The organism is Promicromonospora citrea, assembly GCF_013004695.1.
Taxonomy (GTDB): domain Bacteria; phylum Actinomycetota; class Actinomycetes; order Actinomycetales; family Cellulomonadaceae; genus Promicromonospora; species Promicromonospora citrea.
Genome location: NZ_JABEMG010000020.1, coordinates 12,297 through 25,926 on the forward strand (window position 1 = coordinate 12,297; position 13,630 = coordinate 25,926).

Consider the following 13,630-nt stretch of genomic DNA (forward strand, 5'->3'; position numbering starts at 1 on the left):
GCGGTGCCGTGCGCGCGGATAGAGTGGCCCCCATGCCGTCGACGCACCCCTCGTCCGCCACCGCGGCGTTCTTCGACGTCGACAACACGATCATCCGCGGTGCGAGCGCCTTCCACATCGCCAAGTCCGCGTACCAGCGCAAGTTCTTCGGCACCCGGGACATCCTGAAGTTCGCCCTCGTGCAGGCCCGGTACCTGCTGTGGGGCGAGAACAGGGAGGAGATCGACCAGGTGCGCGACCGCGCCCTGTCGCTCATCGCGGGCCGCAGCGTCGCGGAGATCGCCACCCTCGGCGAGGAGGTGTGGGACGCCGTGCTGTCGCTGCGCATCTATCCGGGCACGCGGCGGCTGCTCGACGAGCACATCGCGGCGGGCCACCAGGTGTGGCTGATCACCGCGACCCCGGTCGAGATCGCGCAGCTCATCGCGCGCCGCCTGGGCGCGACGGGGGCGCTCGGCACGGTCGCCGAGCACAAGGACGGCTTCTACACCGGGCGGCTGCGGGGCGACCTCATGCACGGCCAGGCCAAGGCCGACGCGATCGTCGAGCTGGCCGAGGCCCAGGGGCTCGACCTCGAGGACAGCTACGCGTACGGCGACTCGCTCAACGACCTGCCGATGATGCGGGTGGTGGGCCACCCCTGCCCGATCAACCCCGACCTGCGGCTGCGACGGCACGCCCAGGAGGTGGGCTGGCCGATCCGCGAGTTCCGGGGCCGGTCCCAGCGCGCAGCGGGCCGCGGCGTCCGGACGGCGTCGTGGGCCGGGGCGGCCTGGGTGCTGGGCCTGGTCCTGCGCGCCGCCCGCCGCCGCCTGCGCGGGGGCTGACCGCCGCGCAGCCCGCCGACTGCAGGCTGTGCGCCGGCTGGGGCCTGTCCCCGCTGTCGAGTGCAGAGTGTGCGCCGGTTCGAGCCCGCTCCGGCCGTCGAGTGCAGAGTGTGCGCCGGCTTGGACCCGCCGACGCGTCACGAACTCTGCACTCAACGGGGCGATGCCGGTGTGACGGGCGGTGGCGGGCGAGCGGTCCGGGCCCTGGCTCGGTGCCGCGCGCCACCGCCGCCGCTTCCTCGGCAGCTGACCCGCCCGCCGGCACCCCGGCCGTCGAGTGCAGAGTGTGCGCCGGCTCGGGCCCGCCCCGGCCGTCGAGCGCAGAGTTTGGTCCGGCTGGAGCCCGCCGACGCGTCACGAACTCTGCACTCGACGGGGGGCGACAGCCGTCCGCGGCGACCGCCGCCCCGGGCGGACCGTGTTCGGGGACGACGAAGGCCCGATCCCTCAGGGGACCGGGCCTGCTCGTCACGCGCCCGACGGCGCGTGCGTCACTTCTTGTTGCGGCGCTGGTGGCGGGTCTTGCGAAGCAGCTTGCGGTGCTTCTTCTTGGCCATACGCTTGCGGCGCTTCTTGATGACGGAGCCCATACGTCCTCACAATGTTCGATCGGTCGGCGGCGGCCCGACGACGGGCCGCTCGGCGAAGTGGTCCACGGTTGGTCCGGGACAGTGACGCCTGGATGACGATGCCGACCAACACGGAAAGTAGTCCGCCCCTAGGTTACCTGCTTCACCGCGCGGCCCGTAATCGGCGCCGTGTGACGTCGCGCGCCCCGGGGTCAGGGCCGCGCCGCGAACCGCTCCAGCAGCTCGGCGTGCCCCGAGCAGATGAGGAGGTCGTTGGCGGAGATGCGCGTCTCCGGCGTCGCGTACACGAAGTCCGCGCCCGGTGACTTCACGCCGATCACGGTGACGCCGTAGCGCTTGCGGATGTTCGACTGGCCGAGCGTGAACCCCTGCGCCTCCTTCGGCGGACGCATCTTCACGATGGTGAACCCGTCCTCGACCTCGATGTAGTCGAGCAGCTTGCCGCTGACCAGGTGCGCCACACGCTTGCCCGCGTCGGCCTCGGGGAAGACGACGTGGTGCGCACCGATGCGCGTCAGGATGCGCCCGTGCTCCGCCGAGATGGCCTTGGCCCAGATCTGCGGCGTACCCATGTCGACGAGGTTGCCCGTGATGAGCACCGACGCCTCGAGCGACGAGCCGACGCCGACCACGGCGACGCCGAAGTCGCGCCCGCCGAGCTGCTCGAGGGCCTCCGGGTTGGACGCGTCGGCCTCCACGAGCGGCAGGCGGCCGGACCACTGCGCCACCAGGTTCGGGTCCTGCTCGACAGCGAGCACGTCCTGCCCCAGCCGGTCCAGGGTCGCCGCGATCGCCGACCCGAACCGGCCCAGGCCGATCACCAGCACACCCGCGTCGCGGTCGGGCTTCTTCTCCGCCACGGTCTCCCTCTCTGCCTACCGGTCAGGTCACCCGATGATCGGGCGTTCCTCGGGGAAGCGTACGATGCGTCGCCGGTCGCGGAGCGCCAGCACCGCCACGACCGTCACGGCGCCGGTGCGGCCCACGAACATGAGGAGCGCGAGGATGTACTTGCCCGCGTCGGGCAGGTCCTGCGTGATGCCGGTCGTCAGGCCGACGGTCGCGAACGCCGACAGCACCTCGAACAGCACCTGCGACAGCCCCAGGTGGGTGACCTGCAGCAGCGCCACGCACGAGACGAGCACGATGCTCGCGCCCGTGAACACCACGGCGATCGACAGCCGCAGCACGTCGCGCGGGATGCGCCGGCCGAACGCCTCGATGTCCCGGTCGCCACGCGCCTCCGCGACGATCGCGAGCAGCATGACGGCGAGCGTCGTCACCTTGATGCCGCCCGCCGTCGACGCCGAGCCGCCGCCGACGAACATCAGCGCGTCCTGGATGAGCCAGCTCGACTCGTGCATCGCGCCGATGTCGACGGTGCTGAACCCGCCGGAGCGCGGCATGACCCCCGCGAACAGCGACGCCAGCACCTTGTCCCCGAGACCCAGCGGGCCGAACGTCCGCGGGTTCGACCACTCCAGCACGAGCAGCAGCAGCGCGCCGACGACGAGCAGCACGACGCTGGTCACGATCGTCAGCTTGCTGTGCAGCGACAGCTTCTTGGTCCACCCGCGCCAGCGCTGTCCGGGACGCGGCCACGCGCGCTGGATGTTCAGGATCACGGGGAAGCCGAGCGCGCCCACGAACACGCCGAGCACGAGCGGCAGCACGAGCGTCCAGTCGCCGACGTGCGGCGTGAGGCCCTCGACCGTGGGCACGAACCCGGCGTTGTTGAACGCCGAGATGCCGTAGAACAGGGCGTGCCACGCCGCGGTGCCCACGTTGTTCTCGATGACGACGAAGCGCGGGAACAGCAGGAGCGCGATCGACAGCTCGAGCGTGGTGGCCGTGATGATGATGACCCGGACGAGCGAGCCGACGTCGCCCAGCCTGCTGGTCTTCGTCTCCGACGCCGTGAGCAGCTTCTGCGTCAGGCCGATCTTGCGGGAGACGATCATGCCGAGCAGGGAGGCGACGGTCATGATGCCGAACCCGCCGACCTTGATGCCCGCGAGGATGACGACCTGGCCCCACGCGGACCAGTACGTCGCCGTGTCCTGCACGACCAGGCCGGTGACGCACACGGCCGACACCGCGGTGAACAGCGCGTCCACGAGGCTCGCGCCCCGGCCGTCCGCCGTCGCGAACGGCGTGAGCAGCAGGGCGGCGAACAGCACGATCACGCACGCGAAGACGGTGACCGCGAGGCGGGCCGGGGCGCGGAACGCGAGATCGTCGACCAGCTCCCGGAGACCGAACAGCCTGTGCCGCAAGACCGGCATCCGTCCCGCTCCCTCCGTACTGTGTCCGCCGTACCGTGTCCGCCCGTACCGTGTCCGCACAGCGGTCGCGGTGCACGCCACCGCGACCGCCCTACTCTGCCACGCCACGGGCCGGACCGGCCGCCGCTGCGGACGCGTCGGCCCGTCCGTACGCCGTTCCGTTACCGTGGGCGGGTGCACCTCGCCCGCCTCGTCTGGAGCCCGCAGCTCCTCGAGTACGACTTCGGCCCGGGGCACCCCATGTCTCCCGCCCGGCTCGACCTGACCATGCGCCTGGTGCAGGAGCTGGGTCTGCTCGACCACCTCGACGTGGTCGACGCCGCCCCCGCGTCCGACGCCGTCATCCAGACCGTCCACGACGCCGACTACGTCGCGGCCGTACGCCGCGCCGGGACGACGCTCGAACCCGACCTGGCCCGTGGCCTCGGCACCGACGACGACCCGCTGTTCCCCCGCATGCACGAGGCCGCCGCCCGCCAGCTCGGCGGCTCCGTGGCGCTGGCCGACGCCGTGTGGAGCGGCGAGGTCACGCACGGCGTCAACGTCGCGGGCGGCATGCACCACGCGATGCCGGGCGCGGCGTCGGGCTTCTGCGTCTACAACGACGCGGCCGCCGCGATCCGCCGCCTGCTCGACCGGGGCGCCGAGCGCGTCGCCTACCTCGACTTCGACGCCCACCACGGCGACGGCGTCGAGGCCATCTTCTGGGACGACCCGCGCGTGCTGACCGTGTCCGTCCACGAGGACGGTCGCACGCTGTTCCCCGGCACGGGGGCGTCGTCCGACGTCGGCCCGCCCGGCCCTGCCGAGGGGACCGCCGTCAACCTGCCGGTGCCCGCGCGCACGTCGGGCGCGGCGTGGCTGCGCGCGATCGACGCCGTCGTCCCCGTGCTGGTGCGCGAGCACCGTCCGCAGGCGATCGTGTCCCAGCACGGCTGCGACGCCCACGGCCGTGACCCGCTGTCCAACCTCAGCGTCTCCGTCGACGCCCAGACCACGGCCCAGCAGTGGGCCCACGCCCTCGCGCACGAGCACGCGGACGGCCGCTGGCTCGCGCTCGGCGGCGGGGGCTACGCGGTGTCCGACGTCGTCCCGCTCGCCTGGGCCGCGCTCGTCGCCGAGGCCGCGCACGTGCCCCTGGAGCGCGGCGCCGAGCTGCCGGCGGCGTGGCGCGCCGCCGTCGAGGCGCTCGACCTCGACGCCGCACGCACGCTCGGCCGCGCCGACGTGCCGTTCCGGAGCTGGAGCGAGGGCTACGACCCCGCGGACGCCGTCGACCGCACGGTCCAGGCGACCCGTCGCGCGGTGTTCCCGCTGTGGGGCCTGGACCCGATGCTCGACTGACCCACCGCACCCCTCACGGCGTACGGCGGCGGAGGGTCAGCACGCCGAGCAGCGCCGCGCCCACGATGAACAGCGCGATCACCCCGACCGCGCCACGGACCCCCGCCCACTCCTCACCTGCCGCGAGCGACGTCATCGCCTCGATCGCGTACGTGAGCGGGAAGGCGCGCGACAACCACTCCAGCACCTGCGGCATCTGGTCGCGCGGCATGAGCAGGCCGCACGTGATGAGCTGCGGGAACAGGATCGCGGGCATCATCTGCACCGCCTGGAACTCGCTGCGGGCCAGCGCCGACGCGGCCAGGCCGAGGGTGCAGCCGAGGATCGCGTCGAGCAGCGCCACCACGACGACGAGCCCGAGCGGTCCGGCCACGTCCATGCCGACGAGCAGCGCGAACCCGACCACGACCACGGCCTGCACGAGCGCGAGCGTCGCGAACGCCAGCGCGTAGCCCGCCACGAGGTCGCCCCGGCGGACGGGCGTCGTCATGAGCCGCTCGAGGGTGCCGGACTGCCGTTCGCGCAGCGTCGCCACGCTCGTGACGAGGAACATCACGACGAGCGGGAAGAGCCCGACGAGCATCGGGCCGAAGCGGTCGAGCACCTGCGGCTGGTCGGCGAACATCCACGCGATGAGCCCGATGAGCAGGCAGGGCAGCACGAGGACGAGGGCGACCGTGCGGTGGTCGCCGCGGAGCTGGGCGAGCACGCGGCCGGTCGTGGCGAGGGTCAGGCTCATCGGGGGTCCTCCTCGGCGGTGTGCCGCCCGGCGGGCGCGGCGCCCCGCTCGGCGAATCGGTCGATGAGGGTCAGGAAGGCGCGCTCGGCGTCGGGCGCGCCCGTGGACGCGAGCAGGTCATCGGGCGTGGTGTCCGCGACGAGCCCGCCGGCCCGCAGGAGGAGCAGGCGGTCGCACTGCGTGGCCTCGTCCATCACGTGGCTGGAGACCAGGAGGGTGCGCCCGTCGGCGGCGAGCCGGCGGAACACGCTCCACAGGTCACGCCGCAGCACGGGGTCGAGACCCACGGTGGGCTCGTCGAGGACCAGCAGCTCCGGATCACCGACCAGCGCGGCGGCCAACGACACCCGGGACCGCTCGCCGCCGGACAGCGTGCCGACCCGCTGCTTCTCGTGCCCGCCGAGGTCGACGGTGGCGACGGCCGCCGCCACCGCCCTGGCCGGCGCGGGCACCCCGGCCAGCGCGGCGAAGTACCGCAGGTTCTGCACCACGGTGAGGTCGGTGTAGACGCTCGCGTCCTGCGTCATGTACCCGACCCGCCGCCGCAGCGACGGGCTGCCCGCGGGAGCCCCGAGCACCTCGACCGTGCCGGTGACCTTGTCCTGGACGCCGACGATGCTGCGCATCAGCGTGGTCTTGCCGGAGCCGGACGGTCCGAGCAGCCCGACGACGGACCCGGCGGGCACGGTCAGCCCGAGGCCGTCGACGACCGGCCTGCCGCCCCGGACCACGCGCAGGTCCCGGATCTCGACCGCGTTTTTCCTCATGTGAGGAATTATTCGCCCGGCCGCGCGGTCTCCGCAAGGGGCTCCGTGAGATAGCGCTGCAGCGTGGGGCCGACGAGCCGGCCGACCTCCCGGGGCGCGAGCCCCGCGAGCGGGTCGACCCGCAGCAGGTACCGCGTGAGCAGCACGCCCGACATCTGCGAGGCGACGAGCGCCGCCCGCAGCGGGGCGTCGGAGGCCTCGACGGCGCGCATCACCGGCCCGAGGACCGCCGAGCCGATGAACTGCAGCAGCAGCCCGCGCAGCTCGGCGTCTGCGAGGACGGCGGGCACGACGAGGCGCACGGTGTCGCCGTCGTCCGCGTCCCACAGACCGATGACGCCCTCCACGAGCCGCTCGCCCAGCGTCTCGCGCGGACCGGCCACGACGCGTTCGACGACGGCGTCCGGCTCGATGCCCGTGACGCCGAGCGTCGCGGTGAGCAGGCGCGCCTTGCCGGGGAACCAGTGCCGCACGGTGCCGGGATCGACGCCGGCACGGCGGGCCACCGAGCGCAGGGAGGTCGCCTCGTACCCGCGCTCGAGGAACTCGGCCCTGGCGGCGGTCAAGATCTCGCCGCGCGCGTCCTGCCCGGCGGGCCGCCGACCGCGGCGCGGTGCGGGAGCAGCGTCAACCATCCGGCCATTCTCGCCCACGGGGCCGTTCCGGCCGGGGCTTGCCGGTGCTGGCCGGACAGGGCCCTCTCCGAGAACGACCTCAGGCACCGATCCACGAGGAGATCGGTGCCTGAGGTCGTTCTCGGAGAGGACCGCGTGCGGGTTCCCGGGACGGATCAGCGCGCGGCGGCCGCCCGGCGCTTGTTCCAGACGTCGAACGCGACGGCCAGGAGCAGCACGATGCCCTTGACGACCTGCTGCGTGGACTGGTCGACGCCCATGAGCTGCATGCCGTTCGACATGACGGCCATGATGAGACCACCGACCATCGCGCCGGTCACCGTGCCGATGCCGCCGGTCACCGCGGCGCCACCGATGAAGCAGGCCGCGATGGCGTCGAGCTCGAACATGTTGCCCGCTGCGGGCTGGGCGGCGCTGGACCGGGCCGAGAACACGACGCCGGCCACCGAGGCCAGGAAGCCCATGTTCACGAACATCCAGAAGTTGACGCGCTTGACCCGCACGCCCGACAGCTGCGCCGCGGCGAGGTTGCCACCGATGGCGTAGACGTGGCGCCCGAACACGCTGTGCTTGGTGACCAGCGTGTAGACCATGATCAGCACGGCCAGGATGATGAGCACGGCGGGCAGGCCGCGGTAGGTCGCGAGGTTCCACGCGAACCACATGACGACGACGGCGACCACGACGAGCTTGAGCACGAACAGCACCGGTGCCTCGACCGTCTGGTTGTAGGCGATCCGGGCGCGGCGGTTGCGCCACGCGTTGTACGCGAAGCCCAGCACCGCGACGGCGAAGATGACCAGCGTGAACGCGTCGTAGCCGTAACCGCCGAGCAGGCCGTTGAAGAAGCCGGACGCGATGCTCGTGTACTCCGACGGGAACGGCGAGAGCGAGACGTTGTTCAGGACCTCGAGGGTCAGGCCGCGGAACAGCAGCATGCCCGCGAGGGTCACGATGAAGGCTGGGATGCCGACGTACGCCACCCAGAACCCTTGCCACGCCCCCACCAGCAGGCCGGTGCCCAACGCGGCGAGCACGCCGACCCACCACGGCATGCCGTTGCGGATGACGACGACGGCCGCGACGGCACCGGTGAGGGCCACCACCGATCCCACCGACAGGTCGATGTGCCCGCCGATGATGATGATGACCATGCCGATGGCGAGGATGAGGATGTACGAGAACTGCAGCACGAGGCTCGTCAGGTTGCGCGAGCTGAGCAGCAACCCGTCGGTGAGCACCGAGAACAGCAGCACGATCAGCACGAAGGCGATGAAGATGCCGCTCGTGCGGACGTTCCGGGTGATCAGCTCCCGGAGGTTGGCGATGCCGGTCATGCCGTCGCCTCCTGAGTCTCCTGCGTCATGAGGGCCATGAGTCCTTCCTGGGTGGCAGAGGGCACGTCGACCTCGCCTGTGATGCGGCCGAAGGCCAGGGTGTAGATGCGGTCGCAGATCCCGAGCAGCTCGGGGAGCTCCGAGGAGATGACCAGGACGGCCTTCCCCGCCGCGACCAGCTCGTTGATGATCGTGTAGATCTCGTACTTGGCGCCGACGTCGATGCCGCGCGTGGGCTCGTCGAGGATCAGCACCTCCGGCGCGGTGTACAGCCACTTGGACAGCACGACCTTCTGCTGGTTGCCGCCCGAGAGCTTGCCCACCTCCACCAGCACGTTCGGCGTGCGGATGTTCATGGAGTCGCGGTACTCCTCCGCGACCTTGAGCTCCTCGTTCTCGTCCACGAAGCCGTTGCGCGTCAGCTTGCCGAGGCCCGCCGCCGAGATGTTGCGCCGGATGTCCTCGATGAGGTTGAGGCCGTACTGCTTGCGGTCCTCCGACACGTACGCGATGCCCGAGCGGATGGCCGCCGGCACGCTGTGCACGTCGACCTCCTTGCCGTGCAGGTACGCGCGCCCGGAGATGTCGCGGCCGTACGAGCGGCCGAACAGGGACATGGCGAGCTCGGTGCGGCCGGCACCCATGAGGCCGGCGATGCCGACCACCTCGCCCGCGCGGACGGTGAGGTTCGCCTTGTCGACGACGACGCGGCCGGGCTGGGTCGGGTGGTACACCGTCCAGTCCTCGATCCGCAGCACCTCCTCGCCGGGGTGCGACTCGCGGTCGGGGTACCGGTTGTCGAGGTCGCGGCCCACCATGCCGCGGATGATGCGGTTCTGCACCGCCTCCGACGACTCGCCCGCGGTCGCCATGTCGAACGTCTCGATCGAGCGCCCGTCGCGGATGATCGTGGTGCGGTCGGCGATCTCGGCGATCTCGGCCAGCTTGTGGGAGATCATGATCGAGGTGATGCCCTGACCCTTGAACTGGCGGAGCAGACCGAGCAGGTGCTCGGAGTCGGTGTCGTTCAGGGCCGCCGTCGGCTCGTCGAGGATGAGCAGGCGCACGTCCTTGGAGATCGCCTTGGCGATCTCCACGAGCTGCTGCTTGCCCACGCCCAGGGCGGAGATCGGCGTCGTCGGCTGCTCGTTCAGGCCGACCCGCTGCAGCAGGGCGGCCGCCTCGGCGTTGGTCCTGTTCCAGTCGATGCCGCCGCCGGCGCGGCGGCGCTCGTTGCCGAGGAAGATGTTCTCGGCGATCGACAGGTACGGGACGAGCGCGAGCTCCTGGTGGATGATCACCACGCCGCGCGCCTCGGAGTCGTTGATCGTGCCGAACTGGGCGGTCTCGCCGTCGAGCACGATGTCGCCCTCGTAGGAGCCGTACGGGTACACGCCCGACAGCACCTTCATCAGGGTGGACTTGCCCGCGCCGTTCTCGCCGCAGATCGCGTGGATCTCACCGCGGCGGACGGTGAGGTTGACGTCCTGGAGCGCCTTGACCCCAGGGAATGTCTTGGTGATGCCGCGCATCTCGAGGATGTCGGTCGGCGCCGAATCGGCCATGCCAGTCCTTGTCGCGTGTCGCCAATAGGGGGTTGCAGGGGCCGGTCCGGCCCGCGCCGTCCGGCCGGCCGGTGGTGCGGCGCCCCCGCTTGGGAGCGCGACCACCGGCAGGCCGGACGGCTTGTCGGCCGGGACGGCCGGACTACCGAGCGCTCAGGCTCACTCGTCGACCTGGCCGGAGGCGACCTCGTCCTCCGTGAGGTAGCCGGAGTCGATGAGCTCGGCCTCGAGGTTGTCCTTGGTGACGATCACCGTGGGCAGGAGGTACGACGGCACGACCTTCACGCCGTTGTCGTAGGTCTCCGTGTCGTTCGCCTCGGGCTCGTTGCCCTCGAGGAACGACGTCGCGGCGATCACGGCCTGCTCGGCCAGGAGTCGCGTGTCCTTGAAGATGGTCGAGTACTGGACGTCGTCCTGGATCAGCTTGGCCGACGCGGCCTCGGCGTCCTGGCCGGTCACGACGGGGATCTCGAGGTCGCCCTCGCCGTAGCCCGCGTTCTGCAGGGCGGTGAGGATGCCGCGCGACAGCACGTCGGCCGGGGCCAGCACGCCGTCGATGGTCTCGTCGTTGCCCGTGTACGTCGAGGTCAGCAGGTTCTCCATGCGCTCCTGCGCACCCTCCTGCTCCCAGCGCTGGATCGCGACGGTGCCGAAGTCGGTCTGGCCGGACGGGACGACGAGCGTCTTGTCGTCGATGTACGGCTGGAGCACCGACATGGCGCCGTCGAAGAAGAACCCGGCGTTGTTGTCGTCGGGCGAGCCGGCGAAGAGCTCGATGTTGAACGGGCCCTCGGGCGCGTCAGCGGCCTCCTCGCCGTTCTCGTCGAGGATGCCCAGGCCGGTCAGCAGCGAGGTGCCCTGCTGGACGCCCACCTGGTAGTTGTCGAACGTGACGTAGAAGTCGACGTTCTCCGAGTCGCGGATCAGGCGGTCGTAGGAGATCACCGGGATGTCCGCGGCGGCAGCGGCCTCGAGCTGGCTGCCCAGCGCGGTGCCGTCGATCGAGGCGACGATGAGCGCCTCGGCGCCCTTGTTGATCATCGCGTCGATCTGCTGCTGCTGGGTCGGGATGTCGTCGCCCGCGAACTGCAGGTCGACCTCGTACCCGGCCTCCTCGAGACCCGACTTCACGGCGTTGCCGTCGGCGATCCAGCGCTCGTAGGTCTGGGTCGGCATCGCGACGCCGACCAGGCCGCCCTCTTCGCCGTCGCCGCCACCGGCGCCGCCACCGGCACCCTCGCCACCGCACGCGGTGAGCGAGACGGCCAGAGCGCCCGTCGCCAGCGCGGCCAGACCGCGCGTGGCCCACAGCTTCCTTGCCATGTCTTCTCCTCTTCGAGTGTTCCGGGCACACGTCTCTGCGACCCGGCCGACTTCACTTTGTGAACGCAACCGATTGTGATCGCTCACAAGCCTGTTGGTCAAAACCGTCTCGGCTGAACTTTGACGGAACGGTGAACGACCGGGTTCACGGTAGCGGCGGCCGGTGAGAAGCAAGGGAACGCGCTGGGATGGTTACGGCATCGATACCCGTCGTCCCAAGGGTCGGTCACTCCGGACGCGGAAAAGGCTTGCCGTCCGCACCGGGCCGGTCAGGGCCGGGTCAGGCCACGGTCAGGTCCGCCGCCACGAGCTCGGTGCCGCCGGGCTGCACCCCGACGACCGAGCCGTCCTCGCCGGTCGACTCCCGGCCCACGATCCGCGAGTCCGGCACGACCCGGCGGAACGGCGCCGGGTCGCCCGACGCCCCGATCCGCTGGAGCACGAGGTCGACGGCGGTCTGCGCGATCTGGTCCCGCCCGGGGTCCACCGAGGAGAGCGCCGGCACCGCGAAGCGGGCGTCGTCGACGTCGTCGAACCCCATGAGCGCGACCTCGCCCGGCACGTCGACGCGGTGCGCGTGCAGCGCGTGCAGCGCACCGAGGGCCAGCGCGTCGTTCAGCGCGAACACGGCGTCGACCTCGACACCCGCGTCGAGCAGGCGGGCCATCGCCTCCGCCCCGGTCGAGCGGTGCCACGGGCCTGCCTCGACCACGAGCGCCGGGTCGTACGGCAGCCCGGCCTCGGCCAGGCCCTGCCGGTAGCCCTCGGTGCGCAGGGCCGCCGACCCGACCTCCTGCCCCGCGTGCGCGCCGACGACGGCGATCCGGCGCCGCCCGAGCGACGCGAGGTGCAGGGTGGCGGCCTTGGCCGCGGCCACGTTGTTCATCGTCACGTGGTCCGCCGGCGCGCCGAACACGCGCTCGCCGAGGACGACGAGCGGGAAGTCGACGGTGAACAGGTCGATGTCGTCGGGCCCGAGGGCGAGCGGCGAGAAGATCAGCCCGTCGGTGAGGTGCCTGCGGCGGCCCGAGAGCACCTCGGTCTCCCGCTCGCGGCTCGCGCTCGTCTGCTCGATGAGCACCGTCCAGCCGGCGGCGTCGGCGGCGGACATGACGGCGTCGGCGAGCTGGGCGAAGTACGGCAGGGAGAGCTCGGGCACGGCGAGCGTGACGAGGCCGGTCCGGCGCGTCCGCAGGTTGCGCGCCGACACGTTGACGCGGTAGCCCAGCTCCGCGATCGCCGCCTCGACGCGTTCCCTCGTCGCCGGGCGGATGTACGGGTAGCCGTTCACCACGTTCGAGACGGTCTTGATGGACACGCCGGCGCGCTGCGCCACGTCGTGCATCGTCACGGCCACGCCGTCCTCCTGCGCTGCGTCGGTCGTCCGGGGGTCAGGGCTCGCTGTCGAAGCCGAACCCGCCGTCGGCCTCGGCGGCGCGCCAGAAGTCGCGCAGCATCTCCTCCGGCGTGTGGAGGTTGTGGCGGCTGGCCATCGGCTCCTCGTCGCCCGAGATCGCCTTGACCTCGTCGTGGATGCGCTCCATCGAGGTGTCGAGCGACCAGGCGACGTCGGCGGCGAGCTTGAGCGAGTCGGTGAGGTGCCTCGGCACGTCGCCGTCGTACTTGTAGTAGATCTTGTGCTCGAGGCTGGCCCAGAAGTCCATGGCGATGGTGCGCAGCTGGATCTCGACGTTCACGCGCTCGACCCGGTCGGAGAGGAACACCGGGATCTGCACGATCAGGTGCAGGGACTTGTAGCCCGTCGCCTTGGGATGCTTGATGTAGTCCCGTTCCTCGAGCAGCGTCATGTCCGTCTGCTTGAGCAGCATGTCCCGCAGCAGGTAGATGTCGTTGACGAAGCTGCACGTGATCCGCACGCCGGCGATGTCGAACATCTGCTCGCGCACGCCCTGCGGCGTGAGCGGGATGCCCTTGCGCCGGCACTTGGCGACGATCGACTCGAACGACTTGAGGCGCGACCCGACGTGCTCGACGGGGTTGTAGTTCTGCATGTGGCGGAACTCGTCGCGCAGGATCGAGACCTTGGTCATCACCTCGTCGATGCCGAACTTGTAGGTCAGCACCAGCCGACGGAGGTCGGCGACCAGCTGACGCAGCTCGGCGGGATCGGGCATCGGCCGTTCCCTGAGGTCCTCGGGCAGCATGCTCACGGGACCACCGTACGGGCTGACGGTGGTCCCGTGGGCGGAAAGTGTCC

13 protein-coding genes are annotated in these 13,630 nt (G+C 71.4%); 2 read left to right on the forward strand and 11 right to left on the reverse strand.

Going from position 1 to position 13,630, the window contains the following annotated elements:
* The first annotated feature begins 32 nt into the window (after positions 1 to 32).
* Positions 33 to 827 carry an HAD family hydrolase gene (locus HLB15_RS06215; RefSeq protein ID WP_171104440.1) on the forward strand — a complete coding sequence of 265 codons (795 nt, stop codon included), beginning with the start codon at positions 33 to 35 and terminating at the stop codon, positions 825 to 827.
* Between the two features lie 491 nt (positions 828 to 1,318).
* Here the strand turns inward: HLB15_RS06215 and HLB15_RS06220 are convergent, their stop codons facing one another.
* From HLB15_RS06220 to HLB15_RS06230, 3 genes are all read right to left on the reverse strand, one after another.
* On the reverse strand, positions 1,319 to 1,417 hold the full coding sequence (locus tag HLB15_RS06220) for a 30S ribosomal protein bS22 (protein WP_003792170.1): 99 nt from the start codon (positions 1,415 to 1,417) through the stop codon (positions 1,319 to 1,321).
* Positions 1,418 to 1,608: 191 nt separating this feature from the next.
* Complete coding sequence (locus HLB15_RS06225) at positions 1,609 to 2,277, reverse strand: potassium channel family protein (protein WP_171104441.1); 669 nt, start codon at positions 2,275 to 2,277, stop codon at positions 1,609 to 1,611.
* 27 nt (positions 2,278 to 2,304) lie between these two features.
* Positions 2,305 to 3,702, reverse strand: a complete 1,398-nt coding sequence (locus HLB15_RS06230; protein ID WP_171104442.1) for a TrkH family potassium uptake protein — start codon at positions 3,700 to 3,702, stop codon at positions 2,305 to 2,307.
* A 174-nt stretch (positions 3,703 to 3,876) separates the two neighbouring features.
* Between HLB15_RS06230 and HLB15_RS06235 the strand changes: the two genes are divergently transcribed.
* A complete protein-coding gene (locus HLB15_RS06235) occupies positions 3,877 to 5,046 on the forward strand; it encodes an acetoin utilization protein AcuC (protein ID WP_171104443.1) in 1,170 nt (389 codons plus the stop codon).
* A 13-nt stretch (positions 5,047 to 5,059) separates the two neighbouring features.
* Here the strand turns inward: HLB15_RS06235 and HLB15_RS06240 are convergent, their stop codons facing one another.
* The 8 genes from HLB15_RS06240 to HLB15_RS06275 form a co-directional block, all read right to left on the reverse strand.
* Positions 5,060 to 5,785 carry an ABC transporter permease gene (locus HLB15_RS06240; protein WP_171104444.1) on the reverse strand — a complete coding sequence of 242 codons (726 nt, stop codon included), beginning with the start codon at positions 5,783 to 5,785 and terminating at the stop codon, positions 5,060 to 5,062.
* Complete coding sequence (locus HLB15_RS06245; RefSeq protein WP_171104445.1) at positions 5,782 to 6,552, reverse strand: ABC transporter ATP-binding protein; 771 nt, start codon at positions 6,550 to 6,552, stop codon at positions 5,782 to 5,784. Before HLB15_RS06245 ends, HLB15_RS06240 begins: the two co-directional genes overlap by 4 nt.
* A gap of 8 nt (positions 6,553 to 6,560) precedes the next feature.
* Positions 6,561 to 7,187: a TetR/AcrR family transcriptional regulator gene (locus tag HLB15_RS06250; protein ID WP_171104446.1), complete on the reverse strand. Its 627-nt coding sequence runs from the start codon at positions 7,185 to 7,187 to the stop codon at positions 6,561 to 6,563.
* 155 nt (positions 7,188 to 7,342) lie between these two features.
* Positions 7,343 to 8,524 (reverse strand): multiple monosaccharide ABC transporter permease, encoded by a 1,182-nt coding sequence (gene mmsB, locus HLB15_RS06255; protein ID WP_171104447.1) that lies wholly within the window; start codon positions 8,522 to 8,524, stop codon positions 7,343 to 7,345.
* On the reverse strand, positions 8,521 to 10,089 hold the full coding sequence (gene mmsA, locus HLB15_RS06260; protein ID WP_171104448.1) for a multiple monosaccharide ABC transporter ATP-binding protein: 1,569 nt from the start codon (positions 10,087 to 10,089) through the stop codon (positions 8,521 to 8,523). Before mmsA ends, mmsB begins: the two co-directional genes overlap by 4 nt.
* 159 nt (positions 10,090 to 10,248) lie before the next feature.
* Positions 10,249 to 11,412: a multiple monosaccharide ABC transporter substrate-binding protein gene (gene chvE / locus HLB15_RS06265; RefSeq protein WP_171104449.1), complete on the reverse strand. Its 1,164-nt coding sequence runs from the start codon at positions 11,410 to 11,412 to the stop codon at positions 10,249 to 10,251.
* 280 nt (positions 11,413 to 11,692) lie between these two features.
* Positions 11,693 to 12,769 carry a LacI family DNA-binding transcriptional regulator gene (locus tag HLB15_RS06270; RefSeq protein WP_229785585.1) on the reverse strand — a complete coding sequence of 359 codons (1,077 nt, stop codon included), beginning with the start codon at positions 12,767 to 12,769 and terminating at the stop codon, positions 11,693 to 11,695.
* Positions 12,770 to 12,803: 34 nt separating this feature from the next.
* On the reverse strand, positions 12,804 to 13,577 hold the full coding sequence (locus HLB15_RS06275; RefSeq protein ID WP_373291111.1) for a GTP pyrophosphokinase: 774 nt from the start codon (positions 13,575 to 13,577) through the stop codon (positions 12,804 to 12,806).
* Positions 13,578 to 13,630: the final 53 nt, after the last annotated feature.

Excerpts from the sequence above, each read along its gene's own strand:
- HLB15_RS06250 (WP_171104446.1), bottom strand. The coding sequence starts at position 7,187 with ATGGTTGACGCTGCTCCCGCACCGCGCCGCGGTCGGCGGCCCGCCGGG.
- HLB15_RS06230 (WP_171104442.1), bottom strand. The coding sequence starts at position 3,702 with ATGCCGGTCTTGCGGCACAGGCTGTTCGGTCTCCGGGAGCTGGTCGAC.
- chvE (WP_171104449.1), bottom strand. The coding sequence starts at position 11,412 with ATGGCAAGGAAGCTGTGGGCCACGCGCGGTCTGGCCGCGCTGGCGACG.
- HLB15_RS06275 (WP_373291111.1), bottom strand. The coding sequence starts at position 13,577 with ATGCTGCCCGAGGACCTCAGGGAACGGCCGATGCCCGATCCCGCCGAG.
- mmsB (WP_171104447.1), bottom strand. The coding sequence starts at position 8,524 with ATGACCGGCATCGCCAACCTCCGGGAGCTGATCACCCGGAACGTCCGC.
- HLB15_RS06215 (WP_171104440.1), top strand. The coding sequence starts at position 33 with ATGCCGTCGACGCACCCCTCGTCCGCCACCGCGGCGTTCTTCGACGTC.
- mmsA (WP_171104448.1), bottom strand. The coding sequence starts at position 10,089 with ATGGCCGATTCGGCGCCGACCGACATCCTCGAGATGCGCGGCATCACC.
- HLB15_RS06240 (WP_171104444.1), bottom strand. The coding sequence starts at position 5,785 with ATGAGCCTGACCCTCGCCACGACCGGCCGCGTGCTCGCCCAGCTCCGC.
- HLB15_RS06220 (WP_003792170.1), bottom strand. The coding sequence starts at position 1,417 with ATGGGCTCCGTCATCAAGAAGCGCCGCAAGCGTATGGCCAAGAAGAAG.
- HLB15_RS06245 (WP_171104445.1), bottom strand. The coding sequence starts at position 6,552 with ATGAGGAAAAACGCGGTCGAGATCCGGGACCTGCGCGTGGTCCGGGGC.